Here is a 16,251-nt window from a genome sequence, read left to right on the forward strand (position 1 = left end):
TGATTGAAGGTGAAACTGATCCCAACTAGATACAGATGGCATCGGTAAAGCAGTCCTTATCGTATTTTTGTGAGGGCGGACTGATCTGGGCATAGTACAGAATCTGTTCTGCTTCCGAACGGTTTCTATAATCGGCAGGCAAGGTTTGCTGGCGCTGTTCCGGAGTCATGTCCAGAAATTCCAGAAACAGGCGTGCCTGTGTGGACAGCGTTGATTTCTGGCCACTCGACAGCCCGATAATGGTTTCCAGATGACTGGTATCGACCGCATAACGATCACGATAATCTTCAGACACCGGTGATTGCTCGGTACCTCTAAACAGAAAATAGGTATATTGCTTCAGCAGATATTCGGCATCGCGGTTATAACTGCTATTCGGATAAGTCTTGAGATAGTCTTCCCAAAGCAGGCTGCGGGCTGCAATATCAGCGGCTTCAATCTGCAGGCGTTTTTCCACCAGCACCGGTTCCATATTCTGTTCCGCCAGATTTTCAATAAAGGCTTTTTCAGCGGCCGGTAAATAAGGGGCAAAAATACGCGCCAGATATTCCGGACTGCGGCGATAATGTAAAGTGCCATCCCCCAGATCCAGCAGTTCTACATAAGCCTGCCCCTTGTGTTTTAACAGATACTGGTCACGTGAGGTGAGCTGTTGAAAATGCGCATGCTGAATGGTCGGATGCTGGGCCATTTCCAGTGCATACTGCTCAAAGGCGCGTTGCTGGAACTCGGTGCGATCCACCTTTAAAAAGCGCTGATACATTTCGGTAGAGCGCTGCATCAGGTGCTTCTGCTCCGCCAAGTCCATCAACGGCAGGCATACTTTAAGATCCTGATTAATCTGCTCCAGCGCAAACGTCGTGCGCTGGTCATTAATCTGGGACATATTTTTTTCAATATTCTGGCACATGAGGCTAAAGTCATTGACTGGACTTTGCGTTTGCTTTGCCTCAGTCTGTTCGACCTGGATCTGTGGATCTGAAGGCTGTTGGCAGCCCCCAAGAAGCAGCACGCTACCAGCAATCAAACAGGCTTTGAATATCGACGGGAATGGCATTAACACTATGCTTCAGGACTCTGTATATAGGTGAATTCAGAAAATAACGGCCTTACTGGGAGGTATATTGTATAGATCAAATTAAAATACTATGTTTAGTATTGTGAATTGCTTTGTTACATTGCAGACAGAGATCTTGAAAATTGAATTAATCGTGAATAAAACGCGATAGTTATATTAAAAAGTTAATAAAAATCATACGTAAAAATTCAAGAGATCTCTTTAGTATGGCTTAGCTTAAAGCGCCAGCATTTTTTGATCTGAATGGATGTTAGGGATGAACACTATAAAATGAAACTAAAACTCAGTGTCATGGCGGGGATATTGGCAAGTAGTCCGGCAGTTTTTGCACTGGATTTGCAAGAAGCCTATGCGCGCGCCCAGCAAAATGACCCGAACTGGCAGGCGAATGTGTTGCAGTATCAGGCCGATCAGCTCAATCTGGGGATTGCCAGCGGCAATTTGCTGCCGACCGTGTCCCTTTCAGGCAATGTCACCCGTAAAAACCAGTCCGTCAATAACTCGCAGTCTGCAGGTTTGCCACCTGGGTTTGGTGAGTTGCAAAGTTCCAGTACCACCAGCCGGCAGGTGGCTTTAACCGCCCGCCAGCCTTTATTTCGCTGGGATGCCTGGCAAGGTTATAAGCAGGTCAAGACCTCGGTCGAACTCAGTGAAGTCAATCTGCGTCTGCAAAAACAGCAGCATATTTTACAGGTGGCGGAAGCCTATTTTAATGTCTTGCGTCAGCAGTCCTTGACTACGGCTTATTTACAGGAAGAGCAGGCACTGTCTGAGCAGTTACGGATGATGAATGCCAAACTGAAAGAAGGTCTGATAGCGCGCAGTGAGGTCAGTGAAGCCAATGCCCAGTATCAAAGTGCCCAAGCCAACCGGATTTCGACTCAAGTTCAGTTGGTACTGGCCCAAGAACAACTGGCACAGTTAATCGGCCCTTATCAGGAAAATCTGGCCGTATTACGCAACGATTTCCAGTTTCAGAAACCGGTTCCAAGTGCTATGCAGTCCTGGACCGAATTGGCACAAAACCAGAATCTGAATATTCTGCAAGCGCGTCTGCAAAAGCGCTATTCTGAAGATGCCAAACGGGTCGAACAGGCTGCACTCTATCCGCAGGTCGAAGCGGTCGGAACTTATGGCTATTTAAAACAAAGTCCGGCCACGAGCCTGTCCAGCAATGGAGCTTTTGACCAGATTGGGGTGGAAGTGAACTGGAATGTATTTAGTGGTGGACGCACGCAAAAAAGTATCCGTCAGGCCGGCGTTAATGTGCAAAAAAGTGAAGCGCAACTGGATGCAGCCATCCGTAAAGCCAATACCGATGTGAAACAGTCATTTATGCAGGTAGAAACCGATCAGGCCAAACTGAATGCACGTAAAGCCGCGATGGACTCTTCGGAAATTGTCTCACAAGCGTCCAGAGCCCAATATCAGGAAGGCTTAAAAACCATGGTCGATGTGTTGCTGGCACAGCGTAATGCCTTTTCCGCCAAGACCGATTATTTAAATGCCAAATATGATTATCTTCTACATGTGCTGCAATTGCAGGCTTCGGTTGGGCAGTTAACCGAAAAGGAACTGGCAGAGCTGAATGCCTGGCTGATTGAATATGATTCGCCTCAGCCTCTATGAGGCTACTATTGTCATCAAACTTTCATCATAGATATGCTTTAATATGATTTATTATTGATCATTGTCCTCTATCGTTCAGGAGTAGCTTTCCTTGTGTCCAAATAATCCTGTATTAAGTCATCACATTTCTTCGCAATTTAATGAAGAACTGCAGGACGTAAATACCAAATTCATGTCGATGGGCGGACTGGTAGAACAGCAGGTAGCTAATGCCATTCATGCCCTATTGGACACAGATGTCTCAATGGCAGTAGATGTGCAGTTTCAAGATAATGTCGTCAATCAGATGGAACGAGATATTGATGAAGCGCTGACCCTGATTCTGGCGCGCCGTCATCCTGCCGCGATTGATTTACGTATGGTGCTTGCCATGTCCAAGGCCAATACCGATCTGGAACGGATCGGCGATGAAGCCTCGAAAATAGGCCGAATTGCACAAAGCTTATGTGAAGAGGGCGGCTCACCGCGCGGTTATATGGAAACCCGGCATATTGGCAACCAGGTGCGGGTGATGATTCATGATGCACTGGATGCTTTTGCGCGTCTGGATGTAGATCAAGCTTTGAAGGTCATGTTGGCAGATGCGGATATTGACCGTGAGTATCAATCAGCCACACGTACGCTTATGACTTATATGATTGAAGATCCGCGGCATATCAGTCGTGTCATCAATGTATTATGGGTGCTGCGTTCGCTAGAAAGAATTGGCGATCATGCCCGGAATATTTCGGAACAGGTGATCTATATGGTCAAAGGTTTTGATGTGCGTCATACCAGCGTTGAAGAAATTGAACAGAAAGTTCAGCGTTAAACGTTCCAGACTTAAATAAAAAAACCTCCAGCTCGGAGGTTTTTTATTGGGATAGAAAAGCTAACTATGAGTTTCTTCCTCAGCATCATCTTCAAAAGTTTTGGCAATTTTTTCAATATTCAGGCTTTTGGCCATCGCATCAAAGATTTCCTTATATACGCCTTGCTGATGATAAAGCTGATCGTGTTCACCATGTTCAGCAATCGTTCCTTCTTTCATCACATAGGTATAATCCGCATCAATAATCTGCGACAGGCTATGCGAAATGATGATCACGGTACGGCCTTGCTTGATCTGGTCCAGACTTTGTTTGATCTGTTCCGTGGCAATTGCATCCAGACTCGCCGTCGGTTCATCCAGAAAAATGATCGGTGGATTTTTCAGGAACATCCGTGCCAAGGCAATCCGTTGCTGCTGGCCGCCAGACAGCATCAAGGCATCGCTGTCATAGCCATCCGGTAACTGTAAAATCTGCTCATGAATCGAGGCTTTTTCTGCCGCCTCAATTACATCTTCCATTGAGGCAGTAGTTTTGCCGTAACGGATATTGTCAAAGATGGTGCCCTGAAAAATATGGTTTTTTTGTAAGACCAGACCAATATGATCGCGTAGATATTGGGTGTCATAATCTTTCAGGTCAATGCCATCCAGTTTGATCTGGCCTTGCTGTGGTTCATAAAATTTATCCAGCAAACTGATCAGGGTGGATTTTCCGGCACCCGATAAGCCCACCAAGGCGGTAATTTTATTGGGACGAATTTCCATATCAATATCTTTCAGGGCATGGTGGCCGTTTGGATAATAAAAATTCACGCCACTCAGTTCAAATTTTCCTTGGACAATCGGTTTCTGCTGACCGCTTTGTTCAATTTCATCATCTGCTTCCAGAATCTTGAAAAAGCTTTCTGAATAGATCATGGCGTCATTTACTTCATCATAAATCCGGTGCAGGGATCGGATTGGGGCAGAGACATTATTAAACAGCAACACATGAAACATGATCATGCCAATACTCATCTGGCCATCCAGCACAAAGTAGGAGGTTAGAATAATGATGAGTACAATCCCGATCTGTTCCAGAAAAGTTTTCAGGCCATCAAACAGGAAACTGGTCTGGCGGGTTTTCATCTGATTGTTGGTCAATTCACGCTGTAATCCCAACTGCTTTTCCGATTCAATCGACTCGCGGTTAAAGGATTTGATCACAGTAATCGAGTTGATGATGCTGAGAATGCCCTGACTCTTTTTCTCCCGACCATCGCGAAGACTGCGGCGCCAGCCCCCCAGCTTTTGCGCCTGTTTATAGGTCAACCAGAAATAGATCGGGACAATGGCAGTTGCAACCAGACCGACATAGACATTGGCATAGTACATCAACCCCAAAGCCACAATAGCACTGGTAAATAACGGTAAAATATCAATGAAAAAGATCTGTACCAGACGGGTCAGTGAGCCAATACCACGGTCAATCCGGGTCTGTAATTTACCGGCCTGATTATTTTCCTGATTAAAAAATTCCAGACGATATTTTAAAAACTTTTCAATAATCCCTTGGGCCAGATCCTGAGAGACAAAAATTCGCAGTTTCTCTCCATAGAACTTCTGCCCGAACTGGACAAAGGCATTAATAATTTCTTTGCCGAGCAAAATTGCCGAAATAGTAATCAGAATATGCCAGCCTTGCTCCAGTCCTTGACCGGCTTCGAGTAGCGAATTGATGCTGTCGACCGCATATTGCAAGGTAATGGCATTGACCTGTGCGGTGAATGAACCGATCAGGGTCAGAATCAGCGTGGCAATCACCAGCAACCGATAAGGCTGAACAAAGGGACGAAGTTTCTGAAACAGCTGCCATAAGTTCATAAAAGGATTATTTTTATTGTGAAAGTTGAATTCAGTCTAGGCAGGAATCATGCCAGCCACAAGCATAAATGTTGTAGTCATTTGTGAAGAGCAGTTGTAATCCTTTAGGTCGAATGTCAGTATTTTCATGTGGATACTGGATCTGATTGATATGACTTTCGATTTATTTGCACCCCAGCCGCAAGCGAATGTATTACCTTTTGATGGGGTAGTAGAAGATTATGGCCTGATTTTGGATGAGGGACAAAGCCAGCAGTATCTACAGCATTTTCTCAGTCAGCTGGCCTGGCAACATGATGAAGTGCATTTATTTGGTAAGCACCATGTCACAGGTCGCCAGGTGGTCTGGTATGGCGATGAACATTATCAGTATCGTTATTCTGGTACGCTCAAACAAGCTCAGGTATGGACACCCGGATTATTCCGTTTAAAGCAACATATTGAAATTCTGGTCGGTCATCCCTTTAATTCCTGTCTGGCCAATTTGTATGAAGATGGTTCGCAAGGCTTGGGTTGGCATAGTGATGATGAGCCGGCTTTATATACAGGTACTTCTCGGGAAAATGTCATCGCTTCTCTGAGTCTGGGAGCCACCCGCAAAATGAGCTTTAAGCATAAAATTCGCAGTGATAAAGTCGATGTGCTGTTACATAGTGGGCAATTAATTGTGATGCGTGGCGCGACACAGCAACACTGGAAGCACAGTATCAGCAAAACCAGCAAAGTTTTAACACCAAGAATTAACCTGACTTTTCGTTATTTTTATCCTTAAGAAGCATTTTGGAGCATAAAAAAGCACCCTGACGGATGCTGATTTAAAAAATTTTCAAAACAGATTAAGGCGTGATTCCAGCAGGATGGCGATACCAGCTTTCAATCAACAAGGTAGCCGCAATACTGTCGGCAGAGAGTTTTTTGCCGCGACCTTGAGCCTGATAATGATCCAGTTCATCGCGTGCTTCACGGGTAGTCAAACGTTCATCTACCATCCAGGTTTCAATATTGGTCTGATGACGTAAACGGCGGGCAAATTTTCGCGCCCGTGTCGACAGCTCGGATTCACTATCATCCATATTCAATGGCAAACCGACCAGAAATAAATTCGGTTGATGGCTTTTCACGATTTTGAGCAGCTCATCCCAGTTGGGGATACCATCTTTCATGGGAAATAAGGGCAGGGGATTGGCACTTGCAATCAGGGATTGTCCAACCGACATTCCCATTTTTTGTGTACCAAAATCAAACGCCATAATGGTTTGTGGCGCGTTTACATCAGGCATGTCCAATCTCGGAAGATAACCAGTTGCGGTCTACGCCCATTTTTTTATAGGCAGCATCCCAACGGTCGTTATAAGGTAAGTTAAAAATCAGATCCATATCGGAATCACAAATCAGCCAGTCACCACGGGCAATTTCCTGTTCCAGCTGATGCTTGCCCCAGCTGGCATAACCGAGGGCAATCTGATAGCGACCGACACCTTCATTATGCGCAATCGCATCCAGAATATCTTTGGAGGTGGTAATGCAGACATTTTCACCCACGGCAATGGAGGAGTGCCAGGTCGGCTGACCGGTATGTAAGACAAAGCCGGCCTCAGGGCGCAAAGGGCCACCTTGCAATACTTCATGCGGATTGACATTATCTGCTTCAATATCCAGATCATTCAGCAATTCTTTAATTTGAATGCCGGCAGGTCGATTGATAATGATGCCTTGGGCACCATCTTCATCATGACGCGCGAGATAAATGACCGTCTGTGCAAAAAAATCATCATTCGCATGCGGTGGTGCAATCAGACAACGATGTGTCAGAAACTGTTTGGTCACCTGAGCAGTTCTCCCAAAGTCAGTATGCTATGCAGTCTGAAAAAGTGAAGCATGGCCTACGGGCCTAATTGTAATCACTCAAACAGCGGCTTTCTTCCTGCTAGTTATCCCATAAAATGCTTAGGCTGACAACTTGGATATGGGGTAAATCAGGCATGAACAGGTTAAGGCCGGTTTTAAAACTCCTTTTAAAAAGACTTTCAGTGATTTTATTTAAATGATGGGAGGTAGTTTTAAGCGTTTTTTATTTATGCTAAAACAGCCAGATAAACCGAGTAAAAACTTACTTAAATTTTAATAAAAAATATTAAATATATTGTGGTGGAATGATGAATAATAACAATAGATCATTCATGGTTAAAAGTAGACTATATATAGTTTCTTGCTTTTAAATAGAATTTATCTGAAAACTAAAGGCAAGTTATTACAATCTCAGCTCATTAATTAAGCTCTAACTATATTTCGATACATAGTTTCTAGTGATTAAAAAATGGTCAATATTAGATAGCAAACTATAATATTTGTTTATTTATGTAATAAATTTGCGATATATTGTACAGAATATTTCAATTGTTATACAAAATATACATATTGAAACCATATTGCTTTGTTCGTAGAATGCAGAAATTTTCATCTTTAATTTATTTTTTTAATGGGGTTGTTATGCATCATATTTTAAAAGGGACTTTAATTTCTGCGCTATTTTCTGTGTCGGTCACTTCACAGGCAGCAGTATTTAGTAGTTATAATGAAGAAGGTAGTTTTTTCCGTAGTCATTTGAATAGCGCTTTATCTGAAAACCTCATTACTCAGTTTAAGGACAAAGCTGATTCAAAGGATGGAGTTTTATATTTACTTGAACAAGCCCGCTTATTACAAGTTAACCATCAATATGAAGAAAGCCGAGATTATTATAAGCAAGCCTTTACGCTGTTAGAAAAACAAAAAAATCGGGCCAAAATTAGTGTGTCCCGAATGGGGTTTAAGGCTCTTGCCATGGTCAGCAATGACTCTGTAGTGCCTTATCTGGTACCAGCACATGAGCAGGTGCTGGCGCATATTTCCCAAGCTAAAAACTATATTTTCTTAAAGGATCTGGAAGCTGCTGCGGTAGAAATGCGCGTGGCTCAGGGCCTCCAGCGTGAAATCGAATTGTTGCACCAAAAAGAACTAGAAAAGAAAAAAGACAAAGTAGCTAAAAACACGGAAGCAGAGAAGAATCTAAGTGTGCTGGATGAAGCTTTTGTCGGTCTGGACCCCATAGCCGGCAAGATTAAGAACAGCTATCAGAATGCCTACGCTTTTTATATGGCAGCCAATTTATGGGAAACCTTGGGTGAATACAATGATGCCTTGGTTGATTATAAGAAAGCTTATGAGTTACAACCAGATAAGCAAATTTCCGAAGACGTGAAACGTCTGGATCAACTGGTCACACAGCATAAGAAGGGTAGTGTTCCGGTGATTGTATTTATCGAACAGGGAATTGTACCGCAAAAGGTGGAAAATAAAATTGATGTCCCTACACCGGGCGGTTTAATCAATATTGCTTTTGCGACCTATGAACCAAGTACCTATGTGATACCAACTAGCCTGAAAGTGAAAGTCAATAATAAAGCTTTACAAGACAGTTATGTGATTAGTGATATTGGTGCTTTGGCCGTCAAGGACCTCAAAGAAAAAATTATGGCGAATGTGAGCAGTCAGGTGCTGCGCGCCACTGCAAAATATGCCGCACAAAAAGAACTTGGTAACCAGTTTGGTGTGTTTGGTCAACTTGCCGGTAACGTCTTAAATATGGCGACTGAGCGTGCTGACTTGCGTGGCTGGAGTACCTTGCCGAGTAATGCCCAGATTGCGCGCTTAAATTTAACGCCGGGCAAACATAATTTACAACTTTCTAGCGGGAGTGTATCTAGCTCTCCGGTCACCCTAGATGTGAAAGCCAATCAAACAGTGTTTGTCTATGCCCATCATGTTAATGACAAAATTACGGCTAGTGTAAGCACCATTCCACATTAATCATAAATAAGGGAACAATATGAAACGTCAATTTAGCTTTGCTGTACTTGGTTTAGGGGCGCTGTTCATGGTGGGTTGTACCGCACCGAATGCCTTATCTACCCAAACCAATGCCAATAATGAAATGAGTATCCGCACCATTACCAATAATCCGGTATTAACTACGGAAGTCTTTGTGGAACGTGTGAATATGAGCTTGGTTGGTGATTTAAAGCGTGCTTCAATCGCGATCAAAAACCGCCGTTTTAACAATAAAGATTTTAGCTACAAGATTGTTTGGGTGGATGCACAAGGTGTGGAAGTTAATCCTGAAGGTGCCATCTGGAAGCCGATCCAGTTAACCGGACGTGAAACCAAAGGTGTGCAGTCCTTGGCGCCAAATCCATCTGCTGTTGATGTTGTTGTGTATTTGAAAAAATAAGAGAGACTTGAAATGAACGCAAAATTGATTTTCGCCGCATTGGCAACTACGACACTGCTTAGTGGCTGTGCCTCTACTGGTTCAGTAAGTTATGGTGATGCCCAAGCAGTCGAAACCTTAACCACAGACTTTGGTTCAACTGACTTGCAAATGATTGCAGCCAAAATGGTGGATGACATGTTGATGTTCCCGCCAGTGGTGCAAATGACCCAAAACCGCCGTCCGGTCATTGTCCTTGATCGGATTCATAACAAAACCCAGGAACATATCGATACCGAATCGATTACTGACAGTATTCAGAACAAACTAATCAATTCTGGAAAATTTCGTTTTGTTGATATGAAATCGGTGAATGCGGTGGCACAGCAGCTAGCTTATCAAAAGCAAAGCGGTATGGTGAACCAGTCAACAGCAGTACGTGCCGGTGGTCATATTGGTGCCGAATTTATGCTAAATGGCAACTTGTCGAGTATTGTGAAGAATGCCGGTGGCAAGAGTGATGTGTATTACAAGTTCACTTTTAAATTGCAAAACCTGCAAACTGGTATCGTAGAGTGGACTGGCGAGAAAGAAATCCGTAAGGCAGGCAAACGCTCGACTTTTGGTCTGTAATTTCAATGAAGGTCACTGTGCTTTTGGCACAGTGACTGTAGAAGAATATAATATGAAAAAAATATTACTTGCAGGCCTGTTGTCTGGATTGTTGAGCGCTCCGGCCTTTGCAGCCATTAAAGAAGTGGTTAAAGAAGCCAGTGGAAGTGGTCCAACTCAATACCAGGCGATTTCTGAAGCCTTATTAATTGCTGTGCAATCGGTAAATGGTGCTTCAGTTTCTTCCCAAATGAATTATGAAGAGACTGTTTCTGTATCGGTGAATAATCAGGGCTGGAGTTATAACGGTAAAGTTTCACCAGTTTTTAGTGTGGCAAATCAAGGTTCAGGTTCAGTGACCAAGTTTCAGGTGCTGAGTGTGACGGGTGCAAAAAATAATTACCGTGCCAAAGTTCGCGCACATGTGGTGAAGTTTGAATCGACTGTACAAGACCAGCATTTGCGCAGGATTGCAGTATTGCCATTCCAGATGGCCGAGAAAAATAACCGACTGGCCAATGACACATCTGCCTATGAGTTTAGTCAGGAATTATCCGATACTTTAGGAAATTATCTGGCTCAAAGCGGACAGTTGAGTGTGGTAGATCGTCATTATCTGGATGAAATGCAGTCTGAAAATGCATTCCTGTATTGGGATGGTGCACCGCATGAGCTGGCGCGTATCGGTCAGAAAGTTGGAGCAGACTATTTACTGGTGGGACGAATTAATGATCTGTCTAGTGCCAGCCATCAGCAAATGTATGGTTTGAATGCCGGCGCTGAACAAGTGCGTTTAAGCTGGCGTGTCATTGAAGCCAATACCAGTAAAGTGGTAGCAGCGGGCACTTTCAATCGAACTCTGTCTAATTTAATGACACAGAATATTCTGACCAATAGTTTAAATGACAGTACGGCGGATAAAATTGCTCAGGGCTTAAACCCGGAAATTTTACAGGGCTTAAAATTACAGCCTGTACAGTCGCAGACTGGTCAATCTTATGATTCATCACCGGGCTATGAAATGACGCCAGGTTCAAGCGATCAACCTGTAAAATGGTAAGTTAATATTAGTTCGAATGATTTTTAACACATAAAGAATCTCTGACCTAAATGCAGGGATTTTTTATGTGTCGCTTTACAAGTAGCTCAAGCCTGCTGAAATTTCAGCTGACGTAACTGGCGGGCATGTTGCAAGGTGGTTTCACTAATCTCTACACCGCCTGTCATTCTTGCAAGCTCCTGAATAATTTCATTTTCCTCAAGGTCAATGATTGTGCTGCTGGCAGGATCAGTCTGCTGTTTTTTTACCAGTAGATGCTGATCAGATTGTGCTGCCACTTGTGCCTGATGGGTAATACACAGAATCTGTACATGCTGGGCCAGATCGGCCAGTAAACGCCCGACAATCTCTGCGGTACCACCACTAATCCCGACATCAATTTCATCAAAGACCAGCACTTCAGCTTCGGTTTTTTCCGCATTCATGACTTGCATCACTAGCGCAATACGCGAGAGTTCACCGCCTGATGCAACCCGGGCCAAAGGCTGTGCCGGAATGCCTTTATTGGCAGTAAACAGCAATTGAATAAAGCTGAGACCTTCACTAGAGGGATGCTCCAAAGGCTCAAACTTGAACTCAAAATGTGCTTCAGGCAATGCCAGTTGTTTGACCTGCTCAGTGAGCTGCTTGGCCAACGGTGCTGCGGCTTCACGGCGAATCTGATCCAGATGTTGGGCTTTATCCAGAAACTCCTGATAAGAAACCGCGACCTGTTCAGCCAGTGTTTCCGGATCTTCCAGTTGATGCAGCTGTTCTAATTCGGTTTGCCAGGCTTCATATTCTTCTTTGAGTAATTCTGGCTGGGTACGATATTTACGTGCCAGACGATGGAAGATTTCTAAAGTCGAATTTAGTACTTCCATGCGTTCCGGATCAAAACTCTGCCGATCCATAAACTGGCGTAAATTCGCTGCTGCATCTTCAAGTTCGCTTTGGGCATTCAGCAGGGAGGTGTAAATTCCGGAAAGCTGTTCGCTACGACCGGCATGTGATTCCATGCGACGTAGAATGGAAGCCAGTTCTTGGGAAATATTCTGTTCGCCTTCATCCAGACTATTCAGGCTATAGACACAGTCCTGCATGATCGCTTCATGATGCGAGAGCCGATCAAATTCCTGTTCAATTTCAGGATAATCCGTCTGAACAATTTCTTCCAGTTCTTCGAGTTGCAGCTCAAGGGTTTCCAGACGCTGCTTGCGTGTCGCTTGTGCATCCAAAGCTGCCTGATGCTGGCGGATATTTTTTTGCCAAGTGCTATACGCATCACGTACGGCTTGCGCCGGCACATAAAAATGATAATAACGATCCAGCCAGTGCTTCGGATAAGGCGGTTCTAATAATTGTTGCTGACTATGCTGGCTATAGAGTTGTACCAGTAAACGCCCAATTTCTTTTAGTTCAGACAGGCTACTCGGACGTCCATTGATCCAGGCCTTGCTACGGCCGGTGGCAAAAATCACCCGGCGTAAATGAATTTCACCTGACTCATCATCCAGTTCATGTTCTTTTAACCATGCGGCTTCAGGACTGTGTTCCTGATAGCTGAAACTGGCGGTGACATCCGCCTTTTCCGTACCATAACGCACATAATTGGTATCGGTTCGCTCACCCAGACAGGCAGACAATGCATCCAGTAACAGGGATTTACCTGCACCGGTTTCACCGGTTAAAACGTTAAAACCTTTATCAATATCAATAGCAAGATGCTCGGCTAAAGCAAAATTGATCAGAGTTAAATGTGTCAGCATAAACGCATCCGGGCTGCGAAAAGTTTGATTGAAATAGCCTGATGTTGGATTTGGGTCACAACATGGCTGTGATTATTATAAATCAGGACGAATCAATTTCATTCTATCTTAAATTTTAACGATTCATATATGCTTATTTCACTGTATTTTCGCAAGAAGCTGACTCAGAAGTATGTTAATTCACTGCTGATTTTCATATTTTTGACATCCCCAATCTTTAAATTAAAGACTCAATTGAGCCTGTTTTTAAAAGAGCGCGTGCAGATCGAAACTTAAGTTTATCTATCAGCAAAATACAGGCCAAAACATGCTGTAAATAGAAGGGGTTCAGGTGATACAGAATATTTGATCGACGCCGACAAACTTCGATTGATTAGTTGAGGGTGCACATTTAAACTACAGCAATCAAAATATTACAAAATGCTTTATCTGGAGAAATCGCATGTCAGCTCAGTTTGATCATGTATCGGTACTTAAAAAATCTAATGTATATTTCGGCGGGTTGTGTATTAGTCACATTGTACAATTTGAAGACGGGACCAAGAAAACGTTGGGTGTCATTCTGCCATCAGAAAATGCTTTGACCTTTGAAACACATGTTCCTGAGCGTATGGAAATTGTTTCAGGTGAATGCCGTGTTCAGATTGGTGATAGCGAAGAAAGTGAGCTGTTCCGTGCCGGTCAGTCTTTCTATGTGCCGGGCAATAGCCGTTTTAAAATTGAAACCGATGATGTGCTGGATTATGTCTGCCATTTTGAAGGTTAAGTCCAGATTCAAGATCAGTGCAAACCGGGCAAGAAATTTCAGTGCGAATCGGTTAAACTAATCAGCTATAGAAATCCTGTGAAGTCAGCTTTACGGGATTTTTCTTTTGTATATAACTAATCTAGAGGTCGTTCATGGCAAAACCTGAATATTTTTATGGCGTACATTCAGTGGAGTCATTGTTAGAGCTTGAGCCTGAACGTGTCTTGACATTATTCACTCTCAAAGGACGCGATGATCAGCGTTTAAAGCGTGTACTGGAACTGGCTGAACCGTTTGGGATCAGTGTGCAGCAAGCCAGCCGTGACAAACTGGAGAAACTGGCCGGGCAACCGTTTCACCAAGGCGTGGTCGCTGCGGTACGTGCTCATCCAACCCTGAATGAAAAAGATCTTGAATCATTGTTGAGTGCGAATCCTCAAGCATTGTTATTGGCTCTGGATCATATTACTGATCCGCATAATCTCGGTGCCTGTATCCGTACAGCCGCTGCAATGGGCGTTGAGGCAGTGATTGCGCCACGTGATCGTTCTGCAACTTTAACCCCGACAGCACGTAAAGTGGCTGCTGGTGGTGCGGACAAAGTCAAATTTATTCAGGTGACTAATCTGGCGCGTACTTTGGGTCAAATCAAAGAAGACTTTAATGTGCGAGTCGTCGGTACCATGCTGGATGAAAAAGCGCTGCCGATTCAGGAGTTTGATTTCACCGGTACTGGTGTCTGTGTGGTGATGGGTGCGGAAGATACTGGTCTGCGTCCAATTACGCAAAGCCAATGTGATCAGACCGTGTATATCCCGATGGCAGGTAATCTGCAAAGTCTGAATGTCAGTGTGGCTACAGGTATGGCACTGTATGAAGCCTGCCGTCAGCGTAACCTTTAATTGATGATGGCATTGTCAGACCGTACCCAAGGCTATGTTTTTTTAGTTGTTACCATGTGCATCTGGGGCGGTTTTACCTTAACGGCCCGCCTGAATGCACTTTGGCAGATCAGTGCCTGGGATATTGTGGCCTTGCGTTTTTCTCTGGCCTTCCTGATTCTGATGCCGATCTTGCTCTATCGTAAAGAGGCCGCTTTTTTACTGAAAAAAGAGCCTTTTATTTTAGCGATGATTGGTGGGGTGATTTACTGCCTGTTTGCCTATAGCGCTTTTCACTACGCACCTACCGCCCATGCTGCAATTTTCTTGAATGGCTGTATTCCAATCTGTACCGCGATTATGGCTTTTTTTCTGATGGGGCAGGCTTTTGATAAACATACCTGGGCCAGCCTGATCATTATGATCGTAGTACTATGTCTCATGAGTATGCTGATGTATAGGGAAACTGGTGTGGCCTTTGGAGCAGGAGACGGACTGTTTTTTATTAGTGCTATACTTTGGGCGATTTTTACCGTTTTATTGCGTAAATATCAGCTAACTGCATGGCAGGCAATGTGTGGTGTCGCGATCTGGTCGGCAGTGGTTTATGTGCCGATTTATCTGCTATTTTTACCGAAAAACCTGAGTGTGCCTGAACCCGAGCATTTACTGTTTCAGACCATTTTTCACGGCATATTTGTGGTGATTATTGCTACTTTAAGTTATGTAGAAGCCATCAAGCGTCTTGGTGCATTTAAGGCAGGCAGTATTACCAATCTTGCACCTTTTATTGCGGCAATTCTGGCTGTACCTTTATTAAATGAAACTTTAAGTCTGGCCATGGTGTGTGGCCTGATGGGTATGGCAGTTGGGGCCTTACAGCCATGGCGCTGGTTACAGCATCAGGACAGTCTAAGCCGAAAATTAGCAGAACAAAAAAAACAGTCTTAATCAGACTGTTTTTTTTATGCTTCAGCTGGCTGCCATGTTTAAATATTTTTGATGTAATAGTCTGAGATGAGCATAGAGATGATCCAGATGACCATCATTTAGGACAATATCATCGGCCATGGTCTGCTTTTGTTCGCGGGACATTTGGGCAGCAATGATATTGCGAATTTGTTCGATATTCTGCCCGTCGCGTTGTGAGGCCCGCTCAATTTGCAGTTCGATTGTGGCATCAATCAGTAAGGTATGCTGAGTGAGTTCGTGCTGATTGGTTTCGAACAGTAGAGGAGAAACCAGAATGGCATAGGGACTTTGCGCAGCATGTAGTTGCTGGATAATGGAAGTGCGAATTGCCGGATGGGTAATACTTTCCAGAGTTTTGCGTGCTTCAGGAGACTGGAAGATATATTCACGCAAGGCACGACGATTCAGTGAACCATCGGCAAGCAATACCCAATCGCCAAAAGCCTGCTGAATCTGGGTCAGTGCAGGCTGGCCAATCGCGACCACTTCACGCGCTACCACATCGGCATCGACTACCGTGATCCCTTGTGCTTCAAACCACTGACTGGCAGCAGACTTGCCACTGCCAATCCCGCCGGTTAAACCGAGTACAAATTTCAA

16 protein-coding genes are annotated in these 16,251 nt (G+C 44.1%); 10 read left to right on the forward strand and 6 right to left on the reverse strand.

The window, feature by feature from the left end; genetic code table 11:
* Window positions 1-25: 25 nt before the first annotated feature.
* On the reverse strand, window positions 26-1,057 hold the full coding sequence (locus NI469_RS03065) for a hypothetical protein (RefSeq protein ID WP_253174409.1): 1,032 nt from the start codon (window positions 1,055-1,057) through the stop codon (window positions 26-28).
* A gap of 291 nt (window positions 1,058-1,348) precedes the next feature.
* On the opposite strand from NI469_RS03065, the gene abuO reads away from it, so the two are divergent.
* Both abuO and phoU read left to right on the forward strand, forming a co-directional pair.
* Window positions 1,349-2,707 (forward strand): multidrug efflux outer membrane protein AbuO, encoded by a 1,359-nt coding sequence (abuO, locus tag NI469_RS03070; protein WP_253174410.1) that lies wholly within the window; start codon window positions 1,349-1,351, stop codon window positions 2,705-2,707.
* A gap of 91 nt (window positions 2,708-2,798) precedes the next feature.
* Entirely contained in the window at window positions 2,799-3,518 is a 720-nt protein-coding gene (gene phoU, locus NI469_RS03075; protein WP_253174411.1) for a phosphate signaling complex protein PhoU, read from the forward strand.
* A gap of 60 nt (window positions 3,519-3,578) precedes the next feature.
* On the opposite strand, the gene NI469_RS03080 is transcribed toward phoU, so the two are convergent.
* The gene (locus NI469_RS03080; protein ID WP_148334354.1) at window positions 3,579-5,381 is read right to left on the reverse strand and encodes an ABC transporter ATP-binding protein; all 1,803 of its coding nucleotides are present in this window, start codon (window positions 5,379-5,381) and stop codon (window positions 3,579-3,581) included.
* Between the two features lie 151 nt (window positions 5,382-5,532).
* On the opposite strand from NI469_RS03080, the gene NI469_RS03085 reads away from it, so the two are divergent.
* On the forward strand, window positions 5,533-6,153 hold the full coding sequence (locus NI469_RS03085; RefSeq protein ID WP_253147142.1) for an alpha-ketoglutarate-dependent dioxygenase AlkB family protein: 621 nt from the start codon (window positions 5,533-5,535) through the stop codon (window positions 6,151-6,153).
* Between the two features lie 64 nt (window positions 6,154-6,217).
* On the opposite strand, the gene ruvX is transcribed toward NI469_RS03085, so the two are convergent.
* Both ruvX and NI469_RS03095 read right to left on the reverse strand, forming a co-directional pair.
* On the reverse strand, window positions 6,218-6,661 hold the full coding sequence (gene ruvX / locus NI469_RS03090) for a Holliday junction resolvase RuvX (protein ID WP_222110688.1): 444 nt from the start codon (window positions 6,659-6,661) through the stop codon (window positions 6,218-6,220).
* Entirely contained in the window at window positions 6,654-7,208 is a 555-nt protein-coding gene (locus NI469_RS03095; protein WP_004281085.1) for a YqgE/AlgH family protein, read from the reverse strand. The genes ruvX and NI469_RS03095 overlap by 8 nt, the downstream gene beginning before the upstream one ends.
* Before the next feature lie 663 nt (window positions 7,209-7,871).
* On the opposite strand from NI469_RS03095, the gene NI469_RS03100 reads away from it, so the two are divergent.
* Genes NI469_RS03100 through NI469_RS03115 form a run of 4 tightly spaced genes read left to right on the forward strand, consistent with a single transcriptional unit; the run spans window position 7,872 to window position 11,302 of the window.
* Entirely contained in the window at window positions 7,872-9,230 is a 1,359-nt protein-coding gene (locus tag NI469_RS03100; RefSeq protein WP_034438391.1) for a COG3014 family protein, read from the forward strand.
* Between the two features lie 19 nt (window positions 9,231-9,249).
* A complete protein-coding gene (locus NI469_RS03105) occupies window positions 9,250-9,651 on the forward strand; it encodes a YcfL family putative periplasmic lipoprotein (RefSeq protein ID WP_005248406.1) in 402 nt (133 codons plus the stop codon).
* A 12-nt stretch (window positions 9,652-9,663) separates the two neighbouring features.
* Complete coding sequence (gene lpoB / locus NI469_RS03110; protein ID WP_005108476.1) at window positions 9,664-10,263, forward strand: penicillin-binding protein activator LpoB; 600 nt, start codon at window positions 9,664-9,666, stop codon at window positions 10,261-10,263.
* Window positions 10,264-10,315: 52 nt separating this feature from the next.
* Window positions 10,316-11,302 (forward strand): CsgG/HfaB family protein, encoded by a 987-nt coding sequence (locus tag NI469_RS03115; protein ID WP_222110689.1) that lies wholly within the window; start codon window positions 10,316-10,318, stop codon window positions 11,300-11,302.
* 86 nt (window positions 11,303-11,388) lie between these two features.
* Here the strand turns inward: NI469_RS03115 and recN are convergent, their stop codons facing one another.
* Window positions 11,389-13,050, reverse strand: coding sequence for a DNA repair protein RecN (gene recN, locus NI469_RS03120; protein WP_253146320.1), 1,662 nt, complete (start codon window positions 13,048-13,050; stop codon window positions 11,389-11,391).
* A gap of 442 nt (window positions 13,051-13,492) precedes the next feature.
* Between recN and ppnP the strand changes: the two genes are divergently transcribed.
* The 3 genes from ppnP (at window position 13,493) to NI469_RS03135 (ending at window position 15,630) form a co-directional block, all read left to right on the forward strand.
* Window positions 13,493-13,816: a pyrimidine/purine nucleoside phosphorylase gene (ppnP, locus tag NI469_RS03125; RefSeq protein WP_004281089.1), complete on the forward strand. Its 324-nt coding sequence runs from the start codon at window positions 13,493-13,495 to the stop codon at window positions 13,814-13,816.
* 134 nt (window positions 13,817-13,950) lie between these two features.
* The gene (gene rlmB / locus NI469_RS03130; protein WP_180086789.1) at window positions 13,951-14,700 is read left to right on the forward strand and encodes a 23S rRNA (guanosine(2251)-2'-O)-methyltransferase RlmB; all 750 of its coding nucleotides are present in this window, start codon (window positions 13,951-13,953) and stop codon (window positions 14,698-14,700) included.
* Window positions 14,701-14,706: 6 nt separating this feature from the next.
* A complete protein-coding gene (locus tag NI469_RS03135) occupies window positions 14,707-15,630 on the forward strand; it encodes a DMT family transporter (RefSeq protein ID WP_005108480.1) in 924 nt (307 codons plus the stop codon).
* Window positions 15,631-15,651: 21 nt separating this feature from the next.
* Here NI469_RS03135 and coaE read toward each other — a convergent pair whose 3' ends face one another.
* The gene (coaE, locus tag NI469_RS03140; RefSeq protein ID WP_253146321.1) at window positions 15,652-16,251 is read right to left on the reverse strand and encodes a dephospho-CoA kinase; all 600 of its coding nucleotides are present in this window, start codon (window positions 16,249-16,251) and stop codon (window positions 15,652-15,654) included.

This window comes from Acinetobacter lwoffii, from assembly GCF_024129735.1.
GTDB classification, from domain to species: domain Bacteria; phylum Pseudomonadota; class Gammaproteobacteria; order Pseudomonadales; family Moraxellaceae; genus Acinetobacter; species Acinetobacter lwoffii_H.

Bases quoted from the DNA above. Each gene is read 5' to 3' on its own strand.
- NI469_RS03065 (WP_253174409.1), bottom strand. From the start codon at position 1,057: ATGCCATTCCCGTCGATATTCAAAGCCTGTTTGATTGCTGGTAGCGTG.
- abuO (WP_253174410.1), top strand. From the start codon at position 1,349: ATGAAACTAAAACTCAGTGTCATGGCGGGGATATTGGCAAGTAGTCCG.
- NI469_RS03080 (WP_148334354.1), bottom strand. From the start codon at position 5,381: ATGAACTTATGGCAGCTGTTTCAGAAACTTCGTCCCTTTGTTCAGCCT.
- NI469_RS03085 (WP_253147142.1), top strand. From the start codon at position 5,533: ATGACTTTCGATTTATTTGCACCCCAGCCGCAAGCGAATGTATTACCT.
- ruvX (WP_222110688.1), bottom strand. From the start codon at position 6,661: ATGCCTGATGTAAACGCGCCACAAACCATTATGGCGTTTGATTTTGGT.
- NI469_RS03100 (WP_034438391.1), top strand. From the start codon at position 7,872: ATGCATCATATTTTAAAAGGGACTTTAATTTCTGCGCTATTTTCTGTG.
- NI469_RS03105 (WP_005248406.1), top strand. From the start codon at position 9,250: ATGAAACGTCAATTTAGCTTTGCTGTACTTGGTTTAGGGGCGCTGTTC.
- lpoB (WP_005108476.1), top strand. From the start codon at position 9,664: ATGAACGCAAAATTGATTTTCGCCGCATTGGCAACTACGACACTGCTT.
- NI469_RS03115 (WP_222110689.1), top strand. From the start codon at position 10,316: ATGAAAAAAATATTACTTGCAGGCCTGTTGTCTGGATTGTTGAGCGCT.
- recN (WP_253146320.1), bottom strand. From the start codon at position 13,050: ATGCTGACACATTTAACTCTGATCAATTTTGCTTTAGCCGAGCATCTT.
- ppnP (WP_004281089.1), top strand. From the start codon at position 13,493: ATGTCAGCTCAGTTTGATCATGTATCGGTACTTAAAAAATCTAATGTA.
- rlmB (WP_180086789.1), top strand. From the start codon at position 13,951: ATGGCAAAACCTGAATATTTTTATGGCGTACATTCAGTGGAGTCATTG.
- NI469_RS03135 (WP_005108480.1), top strand. From the start codon at position 14,707: ATGGCATTGTCAGACCGTACCCAAGGCTATGTTTTTTTAGTTGTTACC.